General features: G+C 72.7%; 19 protein-coding genes. 7 read left to right on the forward strand and 12 right to left on the reverse strand.

Annotated features, from left to right (window positions below):
• Positions 1-191: 191 nt before the first annotated feature.
• From AACH11_RS01805 to thiC, 5 genes are read right to left on the reverse strand one after another with little or no spacing between them, the layout of a single operon-like run.
• Positions 192-2,063: a bifunctional hydroxymethylpyrimidine kinase/phosphomethylpyrimidine kinase gene (locus AACH11_RS01805; protein WP_341372476.1), complete on the reverse strand. Its 1,872-nt coding sequence runs from the start codon at positions 2,061-2,063 to the stop codon at positions 192-194.
• A 20-nt stretch (positions 2,064-2,083) separates the two neighbouring features.
• Positions 2,084-2,926: a thiazole synthase gene (locus tag AACH11_RS01810; protein WP_341372477.1), complete on the reverse strand. Its 843-nt coding sequence runs from the start codon at positions 2,924-2,926 to the stop codon at positions 2,084-2,086.
• A 26-nt stretch (positions 2,927-2,952) separates the two neighbouring features.
• Positions 2,953-3,186 carry a sulfur carrier protein ThiS gene (thiS, locus tag AACH11_RS01815; protein WP_341372478.1) on the reverse strand — a complete coding sequence of 78 codons (234 nt, stop codon included), beginning with the start codon at positions 3,184-3,186 and terminating at the stop codon, positions 2,953-2,955.
• 15 nt (positions 3,187-3,201) lie between these two features.
• Positions 3,202-4,317, reverse strand: a complete 1,116-nt coding sequence (locus AACH11_RS01820; protein WP_341372479.1) for an FAD-dependent oxidoreductase — start codon at positions 4,315-4,317, stop codon at positions 3,202-3,204.
• A 5-nt stretch (positions 4,318-4,322) separates the two neighbouring features.
• Positions 4,323-6,227 carry a phosphomethylpyrimidine synthase ThiC gene (gene thiC, locus AACH11_RS01825; protein WP_341372480.1) on the reverse strand — a complete coding sequence of 635 codons (1,905 nt, stop codon included), beginning with the start codon at positions 6,225-6,227 and terminating at the stop codon, positions 4,323-4,325.
• 527 nt (positions 6,228-6,754) lie between these two features.
• Between thiC and tal the strand changes: the two genes are divergently transcribed.
• Positions 6,755-7,702 carry a transaldolase gene (gene tal / locus AACH11_RS01830; RefSeq protein ID WP_341372481.1) on the forward strand — a complete coding sequence of 316 codons (948 nt, stop codon included), beginning with the start codon at positions 6,755-6,757 and terminating at the stop codon, positions 7,700-7,702.
• A gap of 24 nt (positions 7,703-7,726) precedes the next feature.
• The gene (gene pgi / locus AACH11_RS01835; RefSeq protein WP_341372482.1) at positions 7,727-9,328 is read left to right on the forward strand and encodes a glucose-6-phosphate isomerase; all 1,602 of its coding nucleotides are present in this window, start codon (positions 7,727-7,729) and stop codon (positions 9,326-9,328) included.
• A 51-nt stretch (positions 9,329-9,379) separates the two neighbouring features.
• On the opposite strand, the gene AACH11_RS01840 is transcribed toward pgi, so the two are convergent.
• From AACH11_RS01840 to thiD, 7 genes are all read right to left on the reverse strand, one after another.
• Complete coding sequence (locus AACH11_RS01840; protein ID WP_341372483.1) at positions 9,380-11,116, reverse strand: methyl-accepting chemotaxis protein; 1,737 nt, start codon at positions 11,114-11,116, stop codon at positions 9,380-9,382.
• Positions 11,117-11,304: 188 nt separating this feature from the next.
• A complete protein-coding gene (locus AACH11_RS01845; protein ID WP_341372484.1) occupies positions 11,305-11,970 on the reverse strand; it encodes a YqiA/YcfP family alpha/beta fold hydrolase in 666 nt (221 codons plus the stop codon).
• Positions 11,963-13,342: a UDP-N-acetylmuramate:L-alanyl-gamma-D-glutamyl-meso-diaminopimelate ligase gene (gene mpl / locus AACH11_RS01850; protein ID WP_341372485.1), complete on the reverse strand. Its 1,380-nt coding sequence runs from the start codon at positions 13,340-13,342 to the stop codon at positions 11,963-11,965. Before mpl ends, AACH11_RS01845 begins: the two co-directional genes overlap by 8 nt.
• A 122-nt stretch (positions 13,343-13,464) precedes the next feature.
• Complete coding sequence (locus AACH11_RS01855) at positions 13,465-14,025, reverse strand: chorismate--pyruvate lyase family protein (RefSeq protein WP_341372486.1); 561 nt, start codon at positions 14,023-14,025, stop codon at positions 13,465-13,467.
• Between the two features lie 8 nt (positions 14,026-14,033).
• On the reverse strand, positions 14,034-14,888 hold the full coding sequence (locus AACH11_RS01860; protein WP_341372487.1) for a D-hexose-6-phosphate mutarotase: 855 nt from the start codon (positions 14,886-14,888) through the stop codon (positions 14,034-14,036).
• An 82-nt stretch (positions 14,889-14,970) separates the two neighbouring features.
• Positions 14,971-16,278 carry a glutamate-1-semialdehyde 2,1-aminomutase gene (gene hemL / locus AACH11_RS01865; RefSeq protein WP_341372488.1) on the reverse strand — a complete coding sequence of 436 codons (1,308 nt, stop codon included), beginning with the start codon at positions 16,276-16,278 and terminating at the stop codon, positions 14,971-14,973.
• Positions 16,279-16,351: 73 nt separating this feature from the next.
• Complete coding sequence (thiD, locus tag AACH11_RS01870; RefSeq protein WP_341372489.1) at positions 16,352-17,377, reverse strand: bifunctional hydroxymethylpyrimidine kinase/phosphomethylpyrimidine kinase; 1,026 nt, start codon at positions 17,375-17,377, stop codon at positions 16,352-16,354.
• Between the two features lie 176 nt (positions 17,378-17,553).
• Between thiD and AACH11_RS01875 the strand changes: the two genes are divergently transcribed.
• The 5 genes from AACH11_RS01875 (at position 17,554) to AACH11_RS01895 (ending at position 21,809) form a co-directional block, all read left to right on the forward strand.
• Positions 17,554-17,706: a rubredoxin gene (locus tag AACH11_RS01875; protein ID WP_341372490.1), complete on the forward strand. Its 153-nt coding sequence runs from the start codon at positions 17,554-17,556 to the stop codon at positions 17,704-17,706.
• A gap of 69 nt (positions 17,707-17,775) precedes the next feature.
• Positions 17,776-18,219 (forward strand): response regulator, encoded by a 444-nt coding sequence (locus AACH11_RS01880; RefSeq protein ID WP_341372491.1) that lies wholly within the window; start codon positions 17,776-17,778, stop codon positions 18,217-18,219.
• A 101-nt stretch (positions 18,220-18,320) separates the two neighbouring features.
• The gene (locus AACH11_RS01885) at positions 18,321-18,686 is read left to right on the forward strand and encodes a response regulator (protein WP_341372492.1); all 366 of its coding nucleotides are present in this window, start codon (positions 18,321-18,323) and stop codon (positions 18,684-18,686) included.
• A gap of 34 nt (positions 18,687-18,720) precedes the next feature.
• Positions 18,721-19,257 carry a chemotaxis protein CheW gene (locus tag AACH11_RS01890; RefSeq protein WP_341372493.1) on the forward strand — a complete coding sequence of 179 codons (537 nt, stop codon included), beginning with the start codon at positions 18,721-18,723 and terminating at the stop codon, positions 19,255-19,257.
• A 188-nt stretch (positions 19,258-19,445) separates the two neighbouring features.
• On the forward strand, positions 19,446-21,809 hold the full coding sequence (locus AACH11_RS01895; RefSeq protein WP_423228673.1) for a methyl-accepting chemotaxis protein: 2,364 nt from the start codon (positions 19,446-19,448) through the stop codon (positions 21,807-21,809).
• Positions 21,810-21,823: the final 14 nt, after the last annotated feature.

A 21,823-nucleotide genomic window follows, 5' to 3' on the forward strand; every position in this document is an offset into this window, starting at 1 on the left:
GCCTCGCGGGCTGTCGGAGCCGATGCGTGCCGCTGCATCGCATCGGTAACTTGGTTACGTCCTCGATCATGCATCGGTTTCTTCAGACGGTCAATCCGCGCTGCAGCACGGCGCGGCCGACCGCGGGCCGCCGGCCGGTGTGTCCGTCGGTCCGCTGGCCGGGTCCGAGGCGGCCGGCCCCGGGCCCGCGGTCAGGCCGTGGCCGGACCGGCCAGACTGGGCAGGGGCCAGCCGTGCGGCGCCTGACGCCGGTCGGCGCCCATGGGCGGGACGGGCTCGGCGAGGGCGGCGTCGGGGGCGGTCCGGCGACCGGTCCGCAGCGCGGTGTCGAAGGCCGGTACACGGCCGATCGCGTCGCCGGCCACGGCGCGCACCACGCAGACGCCATCGGCGCCCGCCGCGGCTGCGGCGCGGGCCTGGGCTTCGTCCAGGATGCCGCCGATGGCCACCACCGGGGCGCCGGCCATCCGCACCCACCAGGCCAGGTTGCGCAGGCCCTGGGCATGCCAGGGCATGGCCTTGGTCAGCGTCGGCCAGACCGGGCCGCAGGCGATGTAGCGCGGCGCCAGCGTGCGGGCGCGGCACAGCTCCCACAGCGCGTGACTGCTGATGCCCAGGCCCACCCCGCTGGCGCGCAGCGCGGCGCGGCCGGCCGTGCCGAGCGCCTGCAGGTCTTCCTGGCCCAGGTGCACGCCGTCGGCGCCCAGCTCGGCGGCCAGCGCCCCGTGGTCGTTGATGAACAGTTCGGCGCCGGCTGCGCGGCAGGCCTGGATGCCGTCGGCCAGGGTGGTGCGCAGGCGCTGCGGCCAGCCGGCATCGGGCGTGGCCGGCGTCTTGATGCGCAGCTGCAGCGTGCGCACGCCGGCGGCCAGCAGCGCGCGCAGGTGGGCGGCGTCGTCGGACAGCGCGTAGAGGTCGAGCCGGCGCGCGGATGGGGGTGGCACGGGCGCCGCCAGCAGCGCGCGCAGTGCGTCCAGATCCTCGTCCCAGCCCAGCCAGGGCAGCAGCGTGGGGTCGGCCACCGCTTCGGCGGTGGCGCGCACCGGGTGTGGCCCGGCGCCGTGGCTCAGGCCTGCGCGGCCGGCGCGCAGCGCGCCGGTGGTGACCATCTTGGCCAGCACCGCCGCGTCGGCGCTGACGAAGCCGTGGGCCAGCGCGCCGGCCAGCGCCGAGGCGTAGGTGCAGCCGGTACCGTGGGTGTGCGGGGTGTCGATGCGTGGCGCCACCATCCAGCCGGCGGCCTGCGGGCTGTCGAGCCAGTCGCAGGCCAGCGGAGGGATCGCGGGGGCCGGGTCTGCGTCGCCGGTGAGGCCGACAGGGGTCGTGGCCGCAGGGGCCCGTCGTGTTCCGGTCGGTGGTGCGTCGGCATCCGGGCGCCGGTCCGCGGTCTCCAGCGGCGCGTCACCGCCGGTGATGACGACGGTCTCGACGCCGAGCGCGCGCAGCCGGCGCGCCAGCGCGGGCAGGCGGGCGGGGGCGATCGCGTGGCCGGCCGCACCACCGGCCACACCACCGGCCGTCCCCCCGCTCGTACCATCGCCCGCCGTGCCGCCGGCCTCGGCCGCGTCGTCGCCCAGCAAGCGCTGGGCCTCGGCCCGGTTCGGCGTCAGCACGGTGGTCAGCGGCAGCAGCTCGTCGCGGTAGGCCTGCAGCGTGGCCGCGTCGGCGAAGCCGGCGCCGCTGCTGGCGCCCAGCACCGGATCGACCACCAGCGCGACCGGGCCCGGGCCCTGTGCGCGCAGCCGGCGCACCATCGCCGCCACCACCCGCACCTGCTGCGGCCCGCCCAGCAGGCCGGTCTTGATCACGCGCGGCGGCAGATCCTGGGCTAGCGCGTCGAGCTGGGCCTGCAGCAGCGCCGGATCGACCGGCGCGATGTGGGTGACGGCCGCCGTGTGCTGGGCCGTGACGGCCGCCACCACCGGGCACAGATGCACGCCGCAGGCCTCGGCCGCGCGCTGGTCGGCCGCCAGGCCGGCGCCGCCGCCGCTGTCGGTGCCGGCGATGCTCCAGACGATGGGCCGCGGGTGCTCGGCCGAGGGGGTCGCTCGGGTGTCGTTCATCGGTCCTCGCCCCTCGACCGTCAGCCCAGCAGCACCGGCGCGCCGCCCACCGGCGTGCTGGCGACGGCGAAGTCCTGGCGTGCCATCACACCGGCCCGGAAGGCGCCGCGGCCGGCCGCCACCGCATGGCCGAAGGCGCGCGCCATCGCCACCGGATCGCGGGCCTGCGACACCGCGCTGTTGAGCAGCACCGCGTCGAAGCCCAGCTCCAGCGCCTGCGCCGCGTGCGAGGGCGCGCCGATGCCGGCATCGACGATCAGCGTCACCTCGGGCAGGCGCTCGCGCAGCGTGCGCAGCGCCCACGGGTTGATCAGGCCCTGGCCGGAGCCGATCGGCGCGCCCCAGGGCATCAGCACCGCGCAGCCCACGTCCAGCAGGCGGCGGCAGGTGACCAGGTCATCGGTGCAGTAGGGCCAGACCACGCAGCCCTCGCGCACCAGCACGCGCGCGGCCTCGACCAGCTCCAGCGGATCGGGCTGCAGCGTGTGCTCGTCGCCGATCACCTCCAGCTTGACCCAGGGCGTGTCGTAGAGCTCGCGCGCCATCAGCGCCAGCTCGATGGCCTCGCGCGCGGAGCGGCAGCCGGCTGTGTTGGGCAGCAGGCGGGCGCCGCGCTCGGACAGCGCGCGCCGGATGGTGGCGATGAAGCCGTTGTCGCCGGCGGCCGACAGCGTGCGCTTCAGGCCCACCGTGACGATCTGGCTGCCGGAGGCGGTGATGGCCTCGCCCAGCACCTGCGGCGACGGATAGCCGGCGGTGCCGAGCAGGAAGCGGCTGCTCAGCGTGACGCCATCGACGCACCAGGGATCATGGGCATCGGACAGCGGGGCCAGGGCAGGGGGGACGGGGTGGGCGGTGGACATCGGGGGGTCTCCGGCAGGCGGTGGGCTCAGCCGCCGACGATGGGCTGGAACAGGCTGACGCGGTCGCCGTCGGCCAGCGCGGTGCCCGCGCGCGCGCTGCGGGCGACGAAGCGGCCGTTGACGGCGGTGGCCACCGCCGGCGGCGCATGGCCGAGGCGCTCGACCAGTTCGGCCAGCGTGCAGGGGCCGGGCAGTGCCTGGGCCTGCTCGTCGAGCAGGATGGTCAGCGGGGCGGCGGCGACGGGATCGGGGGTGCTCATGGGCGGGTGAGGGCTTCAGGCCAGTGGCGCGGCCAGATCGGCCGCCGCCAGCGCATCGTCGACGAGTGCCGGCGCCAGCAGCCAGCCGTGGCGGAACAGGCCGTTGATGCACAGCAGGCCGTGGTCGATCACGGTGCGCGGTTCGTGGTCGGGCAGGGCCGGGCGCAGGTTGCGGTCCAGCCGCAGGATGCGGGCTTCGGCCAGCGCCGGCAGCACGCTGTGGGCGGCCGTCATCAGCTCGACGGCGGTCTTCAGCGACACCTCGGAGCGGTCCTCGCTCTCGATCTCGCTGGCGCCGATGACGACGCGGTCGCCCGCGCGCGGCACGATGTAGACGCGGTGGCGCGGATGCAGCAGGCGCACCGGCCGCTGCAGGCCCAGGCCCGGCGCGTGCAGCCACACCGTCTCGCCGCGCACGCCGCGCAGATGCGGGCGGGGATCGGCCGACGCCAGGGGCCCCGCTTGCCGCGCGCCGACGCCCCGCACGTCGATCACCGTGTCGCAGCGCTGCGTGCGGCCGTCGGCCAGCACCAGTTGTCCGGCCGAGGCCTGCGTGACCGTCGCGCCCCAGTGCCAGCGCACGCCGGCCGCCGTCGCGGCCGCGGCCAGCGCCTGCAGCATCACCGGCGTGTCGATCTGCCCCTCGCCGGGCAGCAGCCAGGCGTGGGCGATGCCGTGCAGGGCCGGCTCCAGCGCGGTCAGCGCGGCGGCGTCCAGCGGCTGGGGCGCACCCAGGCCGATGGTCCGGCCCTCGGCGACGCGGGCCAGCACCCGCTGGGCGGCGCCCAGGTCGCTGCGGTGGGCCAGCATCAGGCTGCCCTGCACGCGCACCTGAGGGGCACCGTCGGGCAGGGCCTGCACCGCGGGCTCGGCCGCCAGCCGCTGCGCGATGCGCGGCCACAGCGCCAGCGAGCGCAGGCCCAGCGTCGCCACCGTCGGTCCGGCGTTGTCCAGCTCGGCCAGCGGGCTGAGCATGCCGGCCGCGGTGAAGCCGGCCGCTCCCTGACCGTCGAAGCGAGGGGCCGGTCCGTCGGCCGGGTCGAACACCTCGACCGCATGGCCGGCCACGGCCAGCCGCCAGGCGATCAGCCGGCCCAGCAGGCCGGCGCCGGCGATGCCGATGCGGGCCATGGCCTTCAGGCCTGGCCGTTGCCGGTGGCGGCCTCGGGCTGGATCGGGATGTAGAACTCGCCGCCCCGGGCCTTGAACTCGGCCGACTTCTCGGCCATGCCCTCGGCCAGCGCGGACGCCTCGTTCAGGCCCTTGGCATCGGCGTAGTCGCGCACGTCCTGCGTGATCTTCATCGAGCAGAACTTCGGCCCGCACATCGAGCAGAAGTGCGCCTCCTTCGACGAGTCCTTGGGCAGCGTCTCGTCGTGGTAGGCCTCGGCGGTCTGCGGGTCCAGGCCGAGCGCGAACTGGTCGCGCCAGCGGAACTCGAAGCGCGCCTTGCTCATGGCGTCGTCGCGGGCGCGCTGGCCCGGGTGGCCCTTGGCCACGTCGGCGGCGTGCGCGGCGATCTTGTAGGCGATGATGCCGGCCTTGACGTCGTCACGGTCGGGCAGGCCCAGGTGCTCCTTGGGCGTGACATAGCAGAGCATCGCCGTGCCCATCCAGCCGATCATCGCCGCGCCGATGGCGCTGGCGATGTGGTCGTAGCCCGGCGCGATGTCGATGGTCAGCGGGCCCAGCGTGTAGAACGGCGCTTCCTTGCAGTGCTTGAGCTGCTCGTCCATGTTGGCCTGGATCATGTGCATCGGCACATGGCCCGGGCCTTCGATCATGGTCTGCACGTCGTGCTTCCACGCGACCTGCGTCAGCTCGCCGAGGGTGCGCAGTTCGGCGAACTGGGCCTCGTCGTTGGCGTCGGCACCCGAGCCCGGGCGCAGGCCGTCGCCCAGCGAGAACGTCACGTCGTAGGCCTTCATGATCTCGCAGATCTCTTCGAAATGCGTGTACAGGAAGTTTTCCTTGTGGTGCGTGATCATCCACTTGGCCAGGATCGAGCCGCCGCGCGAGACGATGCCGGTGCGGCGCTTGGTCGTCATCGGCACGAAGGGCAGGCGCACGCCGGCGTGGATGGTGAAGTAGTCCACCCCCTGCTCGGCCTGCTCGATCAGCGTGTCGCGGAAGATCTCCCAGCTCAGGTCTTCGGCGATGCCGCCGACCTTCTCCAGCGCCTGGTAGATCGGCACCGTGCCGATGGGCACCGGCGAGTTGCGCAGGATCCAGTCGCGCGTGGTGTGGATGTTCTTGCCGGTCGACAGGTCCATCACCGTGTCGCCGCCCCAGCGGATCGACCAGACCAGCTTCTCGACCTCTTCCTCGATCGAGGAGGTCACGGCCGAGTTGCCGATGTTCGAGTTGATCTTCACCAGGAAATTGCGGCCGATGATCATCGGCTCGACTTCCGGGTGGTTGATGTTGGCGGGGATCACCGCGCGGCCGCGCGCCACTTCGTCGCGCACGAACTCCGGCGTGATGATGTCGGGAATGCGCGCGCCCATCGCGTTGCCCTTCAGGCGGGCCTCGCGCTCGGCGTCGCCCAGGTACTCGCGCATCCACTCGCGCTTGCCGTTCTCGCGAATGGCGATGTATTCCATCTCGGGCGTGACGATGCCTTGGCGGGCATAGTGCATCTGCGAGACGTTGGCACCGGCCTTGGCGCGGCGCGGCTGGCGCTGCAGGCCGGCGGCCTCGGCGCGCAGGGCCTCGATGCGGCCGCCGTCGCGCTCCTCATGCTTGCCGCCATCGTCCAGCGCCACGCGGGCGCGGCCGGTGTAGGTCTCGGTGTCGGCACGGTCGGCGATCCAGGACGAACGCACCGATGCCAGGCCCTGGCGCACGTCGATGGCCACCGACGGATCGGTGTAGGGGCCCGAGGTGTCGTAGACGGTGACCTGCTCGCCGTTGGTCAGTGCGATCTCGCGCATCGGCACCAGGATGTCGGGGCGGGAGCCGGTGACATGCACCTTGCGCGAGGCAGGGAAGGGCTCACGCGTGAGCGTCAGCAGGTCGGCGAGCTTGTCGGGGGCGTTCATCGGCGGTCTCCTCGGGCGGATGGGGGCAGCGGCTGCGTGCTCCGAGGAGGCCGTGGCACCGGGGGAGACCACCCCCGGCCCATCGCCCGTTCAGGGGCCGTGGTCGGTGGTGGACGGCTTGCGCCGATCCGGTGGCCAGGAGGCCAGGGCTCTTCTTCCGCCGGTACTAACCGGTTCAAGTTCGCGGGTTCGGACAGATCCATCTCAGCGGGCCTTGTCGGCCTGCACCCCGGAGCGGGGCGGAGTATGGCACGCACGTCCGCGGCCGGGCAAGGCGCCCGCCGGACCGCCGTCCGTGGTGCGGGGGCGACAGCCGGGCGTGCCATCCCCCACGCCCGCGGGGCTGCCGGCCATGGGGGGCCGTAACCGGCTCGGAACCCGCTGCCACGTGATCCGGTTCTAATGCGGGTGGACGCGCCGGCGACGGCCCCGAGGAGACGGGCCGGCCGCGCGCAGCGGCTCCGCGCCCGGCGTGGGGTCGATCGTGTTCATCCCCCTGAAGGCGCCCCGGGCGCCCCACGCCTGCCATGAACCAGCTCGATCAGCTCAAGCAATACACCACCGTCGTCGCCGACACCGGCAACTTCAAGCAGCTGGCGCAGTTCGCGCCGCAGGACGCGACGACCAATCCCTCGCTGATCCTGAAGGCCGTGCAGCAGGCCGAGTACCTGCCGCTGCTGACCGAGACGGTGGCCGCCCACCGCGGTGCACCGCTGGACGTCATCGTCGACCACGTGCTGGTGCGCTTCGGTCTGGAGATCCTGAAGGTCGTGCCGGGCCGCGTCTCGACCGAGGTCGACGCCCGCCTGAGCTTCGACACCGAGGCCACGCTGGCCCGTGCCCGCCGCATCATCGGCCTGTACGAGGCCGCCGGCATCCCGAAGGAGCGGGTGCTGATCAAGATCGCCTCGACCTGGGAAGGCATCCAGGCCGCCAAGGTGCTGGAGACCGAAGGCACGCGCTGCAACCTGACGCTGCTGTTCGCGTTCTGCCAGGCCGTGGCCTGCGGTGACGCCAAGGTGCAGCTGATCAGCCCCTTCGTCGGCCGCATCTACGACTGGTACAAGAAGCAGGCCGGCGCCGCCTGGGACGAGGCCGCCAAGGCCGGCCCGAACGACCCCGGCGTGCAGAGCGTCGAGCGCATCTACGCCTACTACAAGAAGCACGGCATCGCCACCGAGGTGATGGGCGCCAGCTTCCGCAACGTCGGCCAGATCACCGCGCTGGCCGGCTGCGACCTGCTGACCATCAGCCCCGATCTGCTGAGCGCACTGCAGGGCGCCGACGTGCCGCTGGTCCGTCGCCTGGACGCCGAGGCCGCCCGCGCCGCCGACATCCCGGCCGTGCAGCAGGACGAGAAGGCCTTCCGCTGGGCCCTCAACGAGGACGCCATGGCCACCGAGAAGCTGGCCGAGGGCATCCGCGCCTTCGCCGTCGATGCCGGCAAGCTCGACACGATGATCCTGGCCGCCTGACGTTCATTGCAAGGAGCACGACCGATGGACGCCAAGCGCTGTGACCAGACCGTCGCCTGGGGTGCGCTGCAAGGCCACTTCGAGGCCCATGGCCGCCAGCTGGACCTGCGCGCGCTGTTCGCGCAGGACCCGCAACGCTTCGACCAGTTCAGCCTGCAGGCGCCGGAGGTCTTCGCCGACCTGTCGAAGAACCGCTGGGACGTGGCCACCCGCACCCACCTGCTGGCCCTCGCCCGCGAGTGTGGGCTGGAGGCCCGCCGCGACGCGATGCTGCGCGGCGAGCCGGTCAACGCCACCGAGGGCCGGGCGGTGCTGCACACCGCGCTGCGCGCCCCGCGCGGCCAGGCCCCGTTCAGCGACGAGGTCCACGGCGTGCTCGACCGCATGCTGGCCTTTGCCGAGGAGGTGCGCGACACCGCCCGCAGCGGCATCCGCCACATCGTCAACATCGGCATCGGCGGCTCCGACCTGGGCCCGCAGATGGTGGTGCCGGCGCTCGACGCCTTCTGCCATCCGGGCCTGACGCTGCACTTCGTCAGCAATGTCGACGGCCACGACATCACGCCGGTGCTGCGTCGGCTCAAGCCGTCGGAGACGCTGTTCATCATCGCCAGCAAGACCTTCACCACGCAGGAGACGATGGCCAATGCCGCGGTGGCGCGGCAGTGGTTCCTCGATGCGGGCGGAGAGGCGTCGGCGATCGCGCGGCATTTCGTCGGCGCGACGACCAACCTGAAGGCGGCGGCCGATTTCGGCATCACCACCACCTTCGGCTTCTGGGACTGGGTCGGCGGGCGCTACAGCCTGTGGAGCGCGATCGGCCTGCCGATCGCCATCGCCATCGGCTCGGACCATTTCCGTGAGCTGCTGGCCGGCGCCCACGCGATGGACCGCCACTTCGCCACCGCGCCGCTGGAGCACAACCTGCCGGTGCTCATGGGCCTGCTGGACGTCTGGTACCGCAACTTCCACGGCTTCTCCAGCCGCTCGGTCGCGCCCTACCACCAGGGCCTCAAGCGCTTCGCCGCCTATCTGCAGCAGCTGGAGATGGAGAGCAACGGCAAGTGCGTCGACCTCGACGGCCAGCCGCTGCCCTACGGCACCAGCCCGGTGGTCTGGGGCGAGGCCGGCACCAACGGCCAGCACGCGTACTTCCAGATGCTGCACCAGGGCACGGACGTGATCCCGGTGGAGTTCATCGCCGTCCAGCATCCGACCCATCCGCATGCCGACCTGCACCGCAAGGCGCTGGCCAACTGCCTGGCGCAGAGCCAGGCGCTGATGCTGGGCAAGTCGACCGAGCAGGCGCTGGGCGAGCAGGCGCCGACCGCCTCCGACCAGCTGGGCAAGCTGACCGTGGCGCGCCACCGCACCTTCCCCGGCAACCGGCCGAGCACGACGCTGGTGCTGGAGCGCCTGACGCCGCGCGCGCTGGGCGCGCTGATCGCGCTCTACGAGCACCGGGTCTGGACCAGCGGCGCCCTGTGGGGCATCAACAGCTTCGACCAGTGGGGCGTCGAGCTGGGCAAGGCGCTGTGCAACGCGCTGCTGCCGCGCCTGGAAAGCGGCGCGACCGACGGGCTGGATGCCAGCACCGCCGGTCTGCTGGCCCGCCTGACGCGCTGAGCGTCCGGCCTGCCGTGGGGCGGCCGGGCCAGGGGCCCGGCGACCGCCCAGTCAGAAGGTTTCCCAGTCGGCCTCGGCGCTGGCTGGCGACGGTGCGGCGGCCGGTGCGGAACGCGGCGCCGGGCTGGCGGCCCGCGGGGCCGGCGCGGCCGCCGGGCGCGGCGCCGGGGTGCCCGACAGATGGGCGGTGCGCGGGCTGACCGGCGCTGCCGTCGCGCGGTGGCTGCCGCCATCCTGGCCGATGCGGAAGGTGCCGACCAGCTCGGCCAGACGGGCCGCCTGCTGCTTCAGGCTTTCAGCCGCGGCCGCGCTCTGCTCGACCAGCGCCGCGTTCTGCTGCGTCACCTGATCGAGCTGGTTGACCGCGTCGCCGACCTGGCTGATGCCGGCGTTCTGCTCCTGCGAGGCATTGGCGATCTCGGTGATCATGCCGCTGACCCGCTGCACCTGGGAGACGATGTCGCCCATCGCGCTGCCGGCCTGATCGACCAGGCGGCTGCCGGTCTCGACCTTCTCCACGCTGCTGCTGATCAGCGTCTTGATCTCGCGCGCGGCTTCGGCCGAGCGCTGGGCCAGCGTGCGCACCTCACCGGCCACCACCGCGAAGCCGCGGCCCTGTTCGCCGGCGCGGGCGGCTTCGACCGCGGCGTTCAGGGCCAGGATGTTGGTCTGGAAGGCGATGCCGTCGATGGTGCCGATGATCTCGGCGATCTTGCGCGAGGCGCCCGAGATCTCCTGCATCGTCGAGACGACCTCGCCGACCACCTCGCCCCCGCGCTCGGCGGCCTGGGCCGCGGTGCTGGCCAGACGGGTGGCCTCCTGCGCGGTGTCCGAGGTCGAACGCACGACGCCGGTCATCTCCTCCATCGAGGCCGCCGTCTCCTCCAGGTTCGAGGCCTGCTCCTCGGTGCGCTGGCTGAGGTCGGCATTGCCGGTGGCGATCTGCGAGGAGCCGGTGGCGATGCTGTCACTGGCGCTGCGCACGTCGCTGACCAGGCGGCGCAGGTTGTCGTTCATCACCGCCAGCGACTGCAGCAGGCGGCCGGGTTCGTCGTCGGCGGTGTCGTTGATGTGGCTGGTCAGGTCGCCGCGGGCCACGGTGTCGACCATCTCCGCGGCACGGGCCACCGGCTGGGTGATCGAGCGGGTGACGGCCCAGGCCAGGCCCGAGCCCGTGGCCAGCGCGACCAGCAGCAGGCCGGTGATGATCAGGTTGGCCTGGCGGTAGCCCGCGTCCGCCTTCGCGACCGAGCTCACCGAGCCTTCCTCGTTGACGGCGATCAGCTCTCCGACGATGGCCATGGCCTCGCCGAACATCCGCGCGGCATCGCCGGTGGCGAGCTGACGCGCGTCCGTGAACCTGGCGTCGCCCTCGGCCGCCAGGGCCATCAGGCGGTCGTCGGTTTGTCGGTAGCGGTCCCAGGACGCGGACAGGCGGTCATAGATCGCCTGTTCCGACGGCGAGGAGATCAGCGCCTTGTAGTGCTTGTGGGCCTCGGGCAGCTCCGTGTCGAACAGCTGGCGGCGGCGCTGCTCCGCGGCCTGCCGCTGGGCCGGCTCCGTGGCCAGCACCACGTTCAAGGTCGCATTGCGGGCACCGTTGCTCAGGCTGCGGATGTCGGCCAGTGCCTTGATGCTGGGCAGCCAGTTGGTGCCGAGGTCGACGACATCGGTCTGGATGCTGCGCAGCATCCACAGGCCGGTGCCGGCAATCAGCGACAGCAGCAGCAGCAGGCTGCCGAAGCCCAGGCCCAGGCGCGGGCCGATGCGCAGGGCGCGCAGATTCATGTTCAGGTCTCCGTCGATGGGGGGCACGTGCCAGGCGCGGCGCCGTGGGCGCGTTGCGGGAAGGTGCGCGTGCCGTGTCCTCCACGGTTTCGGCGGCTCGACGTCGAACTGAAGGGTAGGGGCGAGGGCCGTCTTGATCCTTCGCACTCTGCGGCCCGGGGGCCGGCGCGGGTGCGCGCGGGGGCCTGTCAGTGGCCGGCTGGCGCCAGGCCCAGCGTGGCGATCAGCCAGGGCAGGTGCGCGTCGAAGTCCGACAGCGCATGGTCGCTGCCGGGGATCACGCGCAGGCCGGCGGCCGCGGCATGGCGGGCGCGCATCTCGGCGGCGTCCAGCACCTCGTCGCCCTCGGCGATCAGGGCGGCGTAGCGCTGCGGCGCGTGGAGCGTGGCCGGCGCCATCGCGCGCAGCGCGGCCACGTGCTCAGGACCGAAGTCGAAGGACAGCGCCGGGTCGTGCCAGGCCGTCAGGCGGCCGATGTGGCGGGCCAGATCGCGCGCCGGATCGACCGCCGGGTTCAGCAGCAGCGCGCGGCAGCCCCGGGCCTCGGCCACCACGCAGGCGTAGAAGCCGCCGAGCGAGCTGCCGATGACGGCCATGCCCGCGGCCGGCCAGTCGCCGGTCAGCGCATCGATCAGGGCCAGCGCCGCGTCGGGGTCCGGTGGCAGCTGCGGACAGCACCAGACCAGATCGGGCCGCTGCGCCGCCACCCAGTCCGCCAGCCGCTGCGCCTTGAACGAGCGCGGCGACGAGCGGAACCCGTGCAGGTAGAGCAGATGGGTCAGTGGCGGGCCGGCGAGCGGCGCGTCGGCCGGCGGCGACGGTGCCTGCAGGGCCGGCGCAGCGCGCTCAGCCACGGCGCGCCAGCGCCTCGATCAGCTGGCCGTGGATGCCGCCGAAGCCGCCGTTGCTCATCACCAGCACATGGTCGCCCGGCCGTGCGGCCTTGACCACCTGGGTGACCAGCTTGTCGATGCTGTCGGCCACCTGGGCCTGTTCACCCAGCGGTGCCAGCACGTCGGTGGCGCGCCAGCCGTAGTCGCCCTGCAGGCAGAACGACAGGTCGGCCTCCTCCAGCGCCCAGGGCAGCTGCTGGGCCATGGTGCCCAGCTTCATCGTGTTGCTGCGCGGCTCGAAGACGGCCAGGATGCGCGCCAGCCCGACGCGCCGGCGCAGGCCGTTGACGGTGGTGCGCATGGCCGTCGGATGGTGGGCGAAGTCGTCGTAGACCTTGACGCCGCCGGCCTCGCCCTTGAGCTCCAGGCGCCGGCGCACGTTCTCGAAGCTGGCCAGTGCGGCCGCGGCCACCTCGGGCGCGACGCCGACGTGCTCGGCCGCGGCGATCGTCGCCAGCGCGTTGAGCTGGTTGTGCTCGCCCAGCAGGCCCCATTCGACGCGGGCGATCTTCAGGCTGCCGCGCAGCACGTCGAAGGCATGCGGCTCACCGCGGGCGCGCAGGCTGCCGGGCTCCTCCTTGCGGGCGCCGAAGCGCTGCACCTCGCTCCAGCAGCCGCGCTGCAGCACGCGGGCCAGCGCCTCCTCGCGGGTGTTGACGACCAGCCGGCCGGCGGCCGGCACGGTGCGCACCAGGTGGTGGAACTGGGTCTCGATCGCGGCCAGGTCCGGGAAGATGTCGGCGTGGTCGTATTCGAGGTTGTTGAGCACCGCGGTGCGCGGCCGGTAATGCACGAACTTGCTGCGCTTGTCGAAGAAGGCGGTGTCGTACTCGTCGGCCTCGATGACGAAGGGCGTGCGCGCGCCGTCCGCGCCGTCCCGCCGGCCCAGCCGCGCCGAAACGCCGAAATTGAGCGGTACGCCGCCGACCAGGAAACCCGGCTGCAGGCCGGCGTGCTCCAGCACCCAGGCCAGCATCGAGGTGGTGGTGGTCTTGCCGTGGGTGCCGGCCACGGCCAGCACATGGCGGCCCTGCAGCACGTGCTCCGACAGCCACTGCGGGCCGCTGGTGTAGGCCGCGCCCGCATCCAGGATGGCCTCCATCAGCGGGTTGCCGCGGCTGACGACGTTGCCGATCACGAACAGGTCGGGCTGGAGCGCCAGCTGGTCGGCGCCGAAGCCCTCGATCAGCTCGATGCCGAGGGCGCGCAGCTGGTCGCTCATCGGCGGGTAGACGTTGGCGTCGCAGCCGGTGACGCGATGGCCGGCCTCGCGCGCCAGCGCCGCCAGACCGCCCATGAAGGTGCCGCAGATGCCCAGGATGTGGATGTGCATGGCGGCGATTCTAGGAGGCGGTCGATGGCGTGACGGCCGCGTGGCGCTCGGCATCCCTGCACATCGGCGCGCGGGTCCGCGGGGCGCCGGAGCCGGGGGTGTCCGCGGCCCGGTCGCAGGTCTCAGGCGGGCGTGACCGCGCGCACCATCCCGCCGCGCAGCACCTCGGCCACCAGCCAGGACGGGCCTCCCTGGTGGGCCAGCCACTGCGCGCGGGCCGCCGCCGGATCGGGCCGGCCGACGCAGGCCCACAGCGGGTCCCAGAAGCCGGGTGCCGGCTCGACCGGATGGCGGCGCTGCCAGCGGCCGTCCAGCAGCTGGCCGATCGGCGTGCGGCCGGCCAGCAGCGCCTCGCGGTCGGCGGCGTCGAGCCCGGCCAGCGGCAGATAGCTCAGGCTGTCGAGCAGCACCGTGCCGTCGGCCGCGCACAGGCTGATCAGACGCTGCAGGCAGGGGCCGGGCGGCGGGGCGTCGCGCGGCGGCAGCGGCGCCTGTGCGGGCAGCGCCGGCAGCGGCACCTGCGCATGGACGATGACGTGGACCGGGCCACCGCTCAAGGCCTCGGCGGCGCGGGTCATCGAGCCATCGTGGGCGCGCAGCAGGCGCAGCACGGCGGCGGCGGCCGGGTCGCGCGCGGCCAGCGGGCCGAGCGCCGTGCGCGGCCGGTCGAGATCGGTGCCCAAGGCCGGCGTCAGACCGCCAGGCTCTGGCGGCCGGACCAGCTCTCGCCCGGGGCCACCGTGACCGGCTCGCCGATCAGCGCGGCCTCGACGCACAGGAAGCGTGGCCAGTCCTCGTCGGGCAGGTCGGGCAGGGCGGCGGCCTTGGCCGGGCCCGGGTTCCACACCACCACGTCGGGCAGGCCCTCGGCGGTGATGCCCATGCGCCCCATGTGGGTGGCCAGGATCAGCGGCTGCTTGTCGGCCCCGCCGGCGTTCCAGTAGATGCGGTCGATCTCGCCGACGAAGCTCATCGGGTCGAACTCCTGGCGGTGGGTCTCGTCGATCACCGTGTCCAGGTACTCGACGCCGAACAGGCCGCCCAGGCGCGAGCGGCGCACGTCGTCGACCTTGAAGTAGCTGTGCAGCGCGCCGGTGAAGGTCATCGGCGTGTCGCCGCTGTTGGTGATGGCCAGCTCGATGTCGAGCTCCAGGCCGCTCAGGACCAGCGTCAGCTCGGCCTCGAAGCCCTGCGGCCAGATGGCCCGGGTGGCCGCGTCGTCGCGCAGCGTCAGCACGCCGATGGCGGCACCGGCGCGCACCGCCGACTGCTGCGCATCCCACTGCCAGGCGCGGTCGCGCACCAGGCCATGCTTGCAGGGCAGGGGGCCACGCATGTTGAACTGTGGCCAGCACACCGGCACACCGCCGCGCACCGCGGTGCCGGGGCCGAAGCCGGTGGTCGGCGAGACGTAGAAGCGCTCCTGGTCGCCGGCCGGAATCCAGCTGACGATGTGGGCGCCGTGCAGCAGCACGGTGGCTTCGGCCCCGTCCGGGGCGACCAGCCGCATGGCGGGCTGGCCCATGAACTCGACGGCTTCGATCACGGGTGGAGGATCCTTGTTCTGACGGTCAGGTGGAGCGGCTGCGCGATCCGTCCGTGCACAGGGGCGGCGGACGGCGGCCGACTCACAGGGTGCGCATCACCTCGCGCGCGGCCTCGATGGTCGCGGCGATGTCGGCGTCGGTGTGGGCGGCGCTGACGAAGCCGGCCTCGTAGAGCGCCGGGGCCAGGTAGACGCCGCGGTCCAGCAGGCCGTGGAAGAAGCGGTTGAAGCGTGCGTTGTCGCTCGTCATCACCGCCTGGTAGTGCTGCGGCAGCTCCGGCAGGAAGAAGAAGCCGAACATGCCGCCCTGGCTGTCGGTGACGAAGGGCACGCCGGCCGCCCGTGCGGCCTCGGCCAGGCCGTCGACCAGCGTGCGCGTCTTGGCGCCCAGCGCCTCGAAGAAGCCGGGCTGGCGGATCAGGCGCAGCGTGGCCAGACCGCAGGCGGTGGCCACCGGATTGCCCGACAGCGTGCCGGCCTGGTAGACGCCGCCCAGCGGCGCCAGGTGCTTCATGACCTCGCGCGTGGTGCCGAAGGCCGCCAGCGGCATGCCGCCGCCGATCACCTTGCCGAACACGCTGATGTCCGGGCGGAAGCCGGGAATCGCCTGCGCGTACAGCGACTGCGCGCTGCCGAGGGCGACGCGGAAGCCGGTCATCACCTCGTCGAAGACGAACAGCGCGCCGTGCCGGTCGCACAGCTCGCGGATGCGGGCGACGAAGGGCACCTGCGCGCGCACGAAGTTCATGTTGCCGGCGATCGGCTCGATCATCACGCAGGCGATGCGGTCGCCGTGCTGCGCGAAGGCGGCCTCGATCTGCTCGACGTTGTTGTATTCGAGCACCAGCGTGTGCTGTGCGACCTCGGGCGGCACGCCGGCGCTGGTCGGGTGGCCGAAGGTGGCCAGACCCGAGCCGGCCTTGACCAGCAGCGCATCGGCATGGCCGTGGTAGCAGCCCTCGAACTTGATGATCATCGAGCGGCCGGTGGCGCCGCGCGCCAGGCGGATGGCGCTCATGCCGGCCTCGGTGCCCGAGCTGACCAGGCGCACCTGCTCAATCGACGGCACCTCGGCCACGATGGCCTCGGCCAGCTCGATCTCGCGCTCGGTCGGCGCGCCGAAGCTGAAGCCCTCGACGGCGGCGCGCTGCACCGCCTCCAGCACCTCGGGATGGCCGTGGCCGAGGATCATCGGGCCCCAGGAGCCGATGTAGTCGATGTAGCGCTGGCCGGCCGCGTCCCACATGTACGGGCCCTGGGCGCGGTCGATGAAGCGCGGCGTGCCGCCGACGGCGCGGAAGGCGCGCACCGGCGAGTTGACGCCGCCGGGAATCACGCGCTGGGCGCGTTCGAACAGGACCTGGTTGCGGTCGGGGACGGAGCTGGACATCGGGCGGGTGACGGCTGCGGGGTGGCGGGGCGGCCGCGGCGGGGCGCGGCCTGCGGCGGCGGTGGCCGGCCGCTCAGTGCATGCGGCGCGGGCTGGGCTTGGCCTTGGCGGCCGGGGCGTCCTCGGTGGCCTGCGCCTCGGCTTGCGCGCGGGCGGCTTCCTCGGCGGCCAGGGCCTCCTCGTCCTCGGGCGGCAGGGCCCAGAAGAACCGGTCGGGGATCACGGCGCCCATGCCGGGGCGGAAACCGGCATCCAGCGTCTGGTCCATGAAGGCCAGGGCCTCGCTGACCGCGGCCTGCAGCTCGGTGCCGGCGGCCAGCAGCGCGGCCAGCGCGGCGCTCAGCGTGTCACCGGCGCCGACGAAGCCGGTGTCGAACATCTCGAACTTCTCGCCGGCCAGCGCGCCCTGGGCCGAGGCCAGCACGTTGTCGATGAACTGCTCGGGCGGCGCACCGGTGCGCGAGGCCTTGGCCGGCAGCATGATGCCGGTCACCAGCACGTAGCGCGTGCCGTGCTCGGCCGCGGCCACGGCCAGCTCGCGGGCCGACGGCGGACGCTCGCTGTCCCACTCGGGCAGCAGGAAATCGGTCAGCGTCTTGTGGTTGCCCACCAGCAGCTCGGTGGCCGGCAGGATCAGTTCGCGGAAGGCGTCCAGATAGGGCTGGGCCTCGTCGTCGTCGAGCCAGCTCAGGTTGGGCAGATGGCTGACCAGCGGCAGATCGGGGTAGTCCGACAGGATCTCGGCCACCGCGCTGACGCCGTCGGCGCTGCCGAGGAAGCCGACCTTCCAGGCCGAGACGGTGATGTCCTCCAGCACGGAGCGGGCCTGCTCGACGATCACGTCGGCGTCGATCGCGTGCTGGTCGAAGATCTCGGCCGAGTCGCGCACCATCACGCTGGTGGTCACCGGCAGGGCGTGCGCGCCCATGGCCGCCAGCGTGGCGACGTCACCGGCCAGGCCGCCGGCGCCGCTCGGGTCGGTCGCGTTGAAGCTCATCACGCAGGCCGGGGCCGCCGCCTCGGTCTGGCCCTCTTCCGGGGACCCGGGCAGGGCATCGGCCGGGGTCTCGGCGGGGGCACGGGGGGACTTGGGGTTCATGGCGGATCGGGGGGCAGGCTGCCGCGCGGGCCGGTGGAGGGCAGGACGCCAGGGCCGCGGCGTCGATCCCCCAGAACGCCGGTGCCGCGCAGGGCAGCCACGCAGCTACGCTTGGCTACAATGACTTTTCCATTGTAGTGACCTCCCTCGATACCGTGACTGAACCGTGCACCTGGATGTGCCTCATCTGTGGCTGGATCTATGACGAGGCCGCCGGCGACCCCGAACACGGCATCGCCCCGGGTACGGCCTGGGCCGATGTGCCGATGAACTGGACCTGCCCCGAGTGCGGCGCCCGCAAGGAAGACTTCGAGATGGTGCCGGTCTGACGGCCGTCGCCTGAACGCCCGAACCGTCCGTCCGGCCCCGAGGTCGCCTGTCCCGTCGTGGAGTACCCCATGGAGTCCCTGAGCCTGTCCGATGACGGCGGTCGCCGTGTCGCGGCCTTCAAGGTGCTGGTCATCGATGACAGCAGCACGATCCGGCGCAGCGCCGAGATCTTCCTCAAGCAGGGCGGGCACCAGGTCGTTCTGGCCGAGGACGGTTTCGACGCGCTGGCCAAGGTCAACGACCATGCGCCGGACCTGATCTTCTGCGACATCATCATGCCGCGCCTGGACGGCTACCAGACCTGCGCGATCATCAAGCGCAATCCGCGCTTCGCCCATGTGCCGGTGATCATGCTGTCGTCCAAGGACGGCCTGTTCGACAAGGCCCGCGGCCGCATGGTCGGCTCCGAGGAGTACCTGACCAAGCCCTTCACCAAGGAGCAGTTGCTGCGCGTGGTGCAGGACTTCGGTCCGGCGGAGGCCGCGCTCGGCCTCGACGGTGCGGCCTCCTGAGGCCCGCAACCCCATGAGCAGTGCCTCGACCGGACGTGCGGCGCGTCCGCCGGGGCTGACAATCCGGCTGCACACAGCAGACAGACAACGAGGGAAGCCGCATGCCCGTCCACAAGATCCTGGTCGTCGACGACTCCAAGACCGAGCTGCACCATCTGTCGGAGCTGCTCGGCCGGCACGGCTATGCGGTGCGCACGGCCGAGTCCGGGGACGAGGCGTTGCGCAGCCTGGCGGCCGAGCGGCCTGACCTGGTGCTGATGGACGTGGTGATGCCCGGCCAGAACGGCTTCCAGCTGACGCGCCAGATCACCCGCGATCCGCGCTGGATCGACCTGCCGGTGATCATCTGTACCAGCAAGAATCAGGAGACCGACCGGGTCTGGGGTCTGCGCCAGGGGGCGCGCGATTACGTCGTCAAGCCGGTCCAGGCCGACGACCTGATCGCCAAGATCAGGCAACTGGGCTGAGCCCGGCTGCAGGCAGCGGGCAGCAGGCGGCGGGATGGCGAACAAGCAAGCGTTGAGGGAACTGCAGAGCCGGCTGGCCGAGCGCATGCAGCAGGTGCGCGACGAGCCGCGCGGCCTGTCGTGGCTGGCGCTCGACAGCGCCGGTCTCGGCCTGCTGGTGCCGCTGCAGCAGGCCGGCGAGATCTTCGAGCTCGGCGCCTTGCTGCCGGTGCCGCACACGCGGCCCTGGATGGCCGGCGTGGTCAACCTGCGCGGCAGCGTGCACACGGTGGTCGATCTGGCGCAGTTTCTCGGTTTGCGCGAGGCGGCCGCGGCGCCGCCGCGCGAGCGCGGGGCCCAGCTGGTGGCCTTCAATGCCGCGCTCGGCGTCAATGTCGCGCTGCTGATCGACCGGCTGCTCGGGCTGCGCCATGCGGCCGACATGGCGCCGGTCGACGAGGCGGGCGCAGAGGCTTCCGGGCGTCCGGCCTTCGCCAGCTGGCGGTGGCGCGATGCCGCCGGCCGCCAGTGGCAGGAGCTGAATCTGGCCGAGCTGGCGCGTTCGCCGGCGTTCCTCGGCATCGCGGCCTGACCATGGCGCCACGGTTCCGGGTCGCCCCACACGACCGCCCCTGGCGGGGGTGGGTCCGTATGCTCGGCTATCACGACAGATGGGTGGCGCACCGGCCTGGTGGCTCCGTGGTCCTGACCGACGGCCCCGCGGCCGCCGATCGGCCCCGGGGCTGCGGTCGCCACCGCGGATGAGATCAAGGGGAAGAAATGGGTTTCCTGGACAAGCTCAAGACCAAGGGTCCGCAGGACACGGTCAGTGAGGATTCGCGGGTGCCGGCCAACTTCGACGAGTTCCAGGCGGCCGTCGATGCCGGACACATCGCCGAGGCGCCGGCCGACATGGACAGCCGCATGGCCGAGCCGGCGGCGTCTCCGCCCTCCGAGGCCTCGACGCTGGTCGATCCGGACTCGGTGCTGTCGGCCGATGCCGCGGCCCAGGCCGGCCCGACCGAGTTCGTCGATTCACGCCAGATGCTGCCGATCGAGCCGGCGACGCTGGACGTGCCGCCGCCCGGCAAGCCGCTGCCGCTGATCGGGCACCGTCCGCTGCAGCAGCAGCAGCGTCTGCTCGGCGGCCTGCTGGTCGGTGGTCTGGTGCTGCTGGCCGGCAGCACGGTGCTGGGTCTGGCCGCGGCCAACCGGCAGTCGGGCCAGATCGCCGCCGTCGGTGCGGCACAGATGCAGGCCCAGCGCCTGGCCAAGTCGATGACCCAGGCCGTGCTCGGCCATGCGCCGGCCTTCGGCGAGGTGCGCGAGTCCTCGGCGGTGCTGGTGGCCCATGTGCGGGCCCTGCGCGATGGCTCCGACACCGTCGCGTCCGTCGGCGGTGCGGCCGCGGCGCCGCTGCCCGAGCTCGGCCCGCTGGTCGACAACGCCGAGAAGGCGGCCAATGCCGTGTTGAGCCAGGAGCGCACGCTGACCCAGGTCGGCCAGGCGCTGCGCAGCATCAGCCGCTCGTCCGGCGAGCTGCTGGAGAGCACCGAGCAGCTGGCGCAGCAGAAGCTGGCCCAGGGCGCCGGCCCGGTCGAGGCCGCGGCCGTCAGCCAGCTGGTCATGCTGACCCAGCGCATCGGCAAGAGCGCCAGCGAGTTCCTGACCATCGAGGGCGTCAGCCCCGAGGCGGTGTTCCTGCTCGGCAAGGACCTGAACACCTTCAACGACGTCGCCCACGGCCTGCTCGAAGGCAATGCCGATCTGCGTCTGCCGGGCACCACCGATGCCGCGTTGCGTGAGCGGCTGCAGGGCCTGATCAAGCAGTTCGATGGCGCGCGGCAGCAGGCCGCACCGCTGCTGGGCAACATGCAGGCGCTGGTGCGGGCCCGCGAGGCCCAGATCGGCGTGCTGCGCGACAGCGAGCCGCTGCGCCGCAAGCTCGAGACGATGCAGCTGGCGCTCGCCGGCTCCGGCGGGATGAGCCCGCTGCACCTGGCCGGTCTCGGCGTCTCGGCGCTGCTGATCGTGCTGGCCGGCTGGGGGCTGCTGCAGCTCTACGTGTCCGACCAGGCCTGGCGCGCCCAGCTCGCCGAGCAGCAGCGCCAGGAGGCCGAGCGCCTGGAGCAGGAGGCCAAGCGCGTCAACGACGCCAACCAGGCCGCCATTCTTCGCCTGATGAACGAGCTGCAGGCCGTCTCCGAGGGCGACCTGACCCAGCAGGCCACCGTGACCGAGGACATCACCGGCGCCATCGCCGACTCGGTGAACTACACGGTCGAGGAGCTGCGCAGCCTGGTCTCCCAGGTGCAGGGCACGGCCGAGCGGGTGACGGTGACCACCCAGCTGGTCGAGGACACCTCGACCGAGCTGCTGGCCGCCTCCGGCGAGCAGCTGCGCGAGATCCGCGAGACCGGCGACTCGGTGGTCAAGATGGCCCAGCGCATCAACGAGGTGTCCGGTCAGGCCCAGCGCTCGGCCGAGGTCGCACGCAACTCGCTGAAGGCGGCCGAATCCGGCCAGCGGGCGGTGCAGAACTCGATCGACGGCATGAACGCGATCCGCGACCAGATCCAGGAGACCTCCAAGCGCATCAAGCGCCTGGGCGAGTCGTCCCAGGAGATCGGCGAGATCACCGAGCTGATCTCGGACATCACCGAGCAGACCAACGTGCTGGCGCTCAATGCCGCCATCCAGGCCGCCTCGGCCGGTGAGGCCGGCCGCGGCTTCTCGGTCGTGGCCGAGGAAGTGCAGCGGCTGGCCGAGCGCTCGGCCGATGCCACGCGCCAGATCACGGCTCTGGTCAAGACCATCCAGGCCGACACCCAGGACGCGGTCGGCGCCATGGCGCGTTCGACCCAGGGCGTGGTCGATGGCGCGCAACTGTCCGATGCGGCCGGCGCCGAGCTGGCCAACATCGACCGCGTGACCCGCCAGCTGGCCGAGCTGATCGAGGACATCTCGGCCCAGGCCCTGCGCGAGGCGCAGTCGGCCAACGTGGTCGTCGAGAGCATCCACCACATCTCGGCCGTGACCGAACAGACCGCCGAAGGCACCAGCTCCACCGCCCAGATGGTGCGCGAACTCTCGCGCACCGCCGAGGAGCTGAAGCAGTCCGTGGCCCGATTCAAGATCTCCTGATCCCACCCGCGGCC

It is taken from the genome of Pseudaquabacterium rugosum (assembly GCF_038066575.1).
In the GTDB taxonomy this organism is placed as follows: Bacteria; Pseudomonadota; Gammaproteobacteria; order Burkholderiales; family Burkholderiaceae_C; genus Pseudaquabacterium; species Pseudaquabacterium rugosum.

Excerpts from the sequence above, each read along its gene's own strand:
- AACH11_RS01805 (WP_341372476.1), bottom strand. The coding sequence starts at position 2,063 with ATGAACGACACCCGAGCGACCCCCTCGGCCGAGCACCCGCGGCCCATC.
- AACH11_RS01810 (WP_341372477.1), bottom strand. The coding sequence starts at position 2,926 with ATGTCCACCGCCCACCCCGTCCCCCCTGCCCTGGCCCCGCTGTCCGAT.
- thiS (WP_341372478.1), bottom strand. The coding sequence starts at position 3,186 with ATGAGCACCCCCGATCCCGTCGCCGCCGCCCCGCTGACCATCCTGCTC.
- AACH11_RS01820 (WP_341372479.1), bottom strand. The coding sequence starts at position 4,317 with ATGGCCCGCATCGGCATCGCCGGCGCCGGCCTGCTGGGCCGGCTGATC.
- thiC (WP_341372480.1), bottom strand. The coding sequence starts at position 6,227 with ATGAACGCCCCCGACAAGCTCGCCGACCTGCTGACGCTCACGCGTGAG.
- tal (WP_341372481.1), top strand. The coding sequence starts at position 6,755 with ATGAACCAGCTCGATCAGCTCAAGCAATACACCACCGTCGTCGCCGAC.
- pgi (WP_341372482.1), top strand. The coding sequence starts at position 7,727 with ATGGACGCCAAGCGCTGTGACCAGACCGTCGCCTGGGGTGCGCTGCAA.
- AACH11_RS01840 (WP_341372483.1), bottom strand. The coding sequence starts at position 11,116 with ATGAATCTGCGCGCCCTGCGCATCGGCCCGCGCCTGGGCCTGGGCTTC.
- mpl (WP_341372485.1), bottom strand. The coding sequence starts at position 13,342 with ATGCACATCCACATCCTGGGCATCTGCGGCACCTTCATGGGCGGTCTG.
- hemL (WP_341372488.1), bottom strand. The coding sequence starts at position 16,278 with ATGTCCAGCTCCGTCCCCGACCGCAACCAGGTCCTGTTCGAACGCGCC.
- thiD (WP_341372489.1), bottom strand. The coding sequence starts at position 17,377 with ATGAACCCCAAGTCCCCCCGTGCCCCCGCCGAGACCCCGGCCGATGCC.
- AACH11_RS01875 (WP_341372490.1), top strand. The coding sequence starts at position 17,554 with ATGTGCCTCATCTGTGGCTGGATCTATGACGAGGCCGCCGGCGACCCC.
- AACH11_RS01880 (WP_341372491.1), top strand. The coding sequence starts at position 17,776 with ATGGAGTCCCTGAGCCTGTCCGATGACGGCGGTCGCCGTGTCGCGGCC.
- AACH11_RS01885 (WP_341372492.1), top strand. The coding sequence starts at position 18,321 with ATGCCCGTCCACAAGATCCTGGTCGTCGACGACTCCAAGACCGAGCTG.
- AACH11_RS01890 (WP_341372493.1), top strand. The coding sequence starts at position 18,721 with ATGGCGAACAAGCAAGCGTTGAGGGAACTGCAGAGCCGGCTGGCCGAG.
- AACH11_RS01895 (WP_423228673.1), top strand. The coding sequence starts at position 19,446 with ATGGGTTTCCTGGACAAGCTCAAGACCAAGGGTCCGCAGGACACGGTC.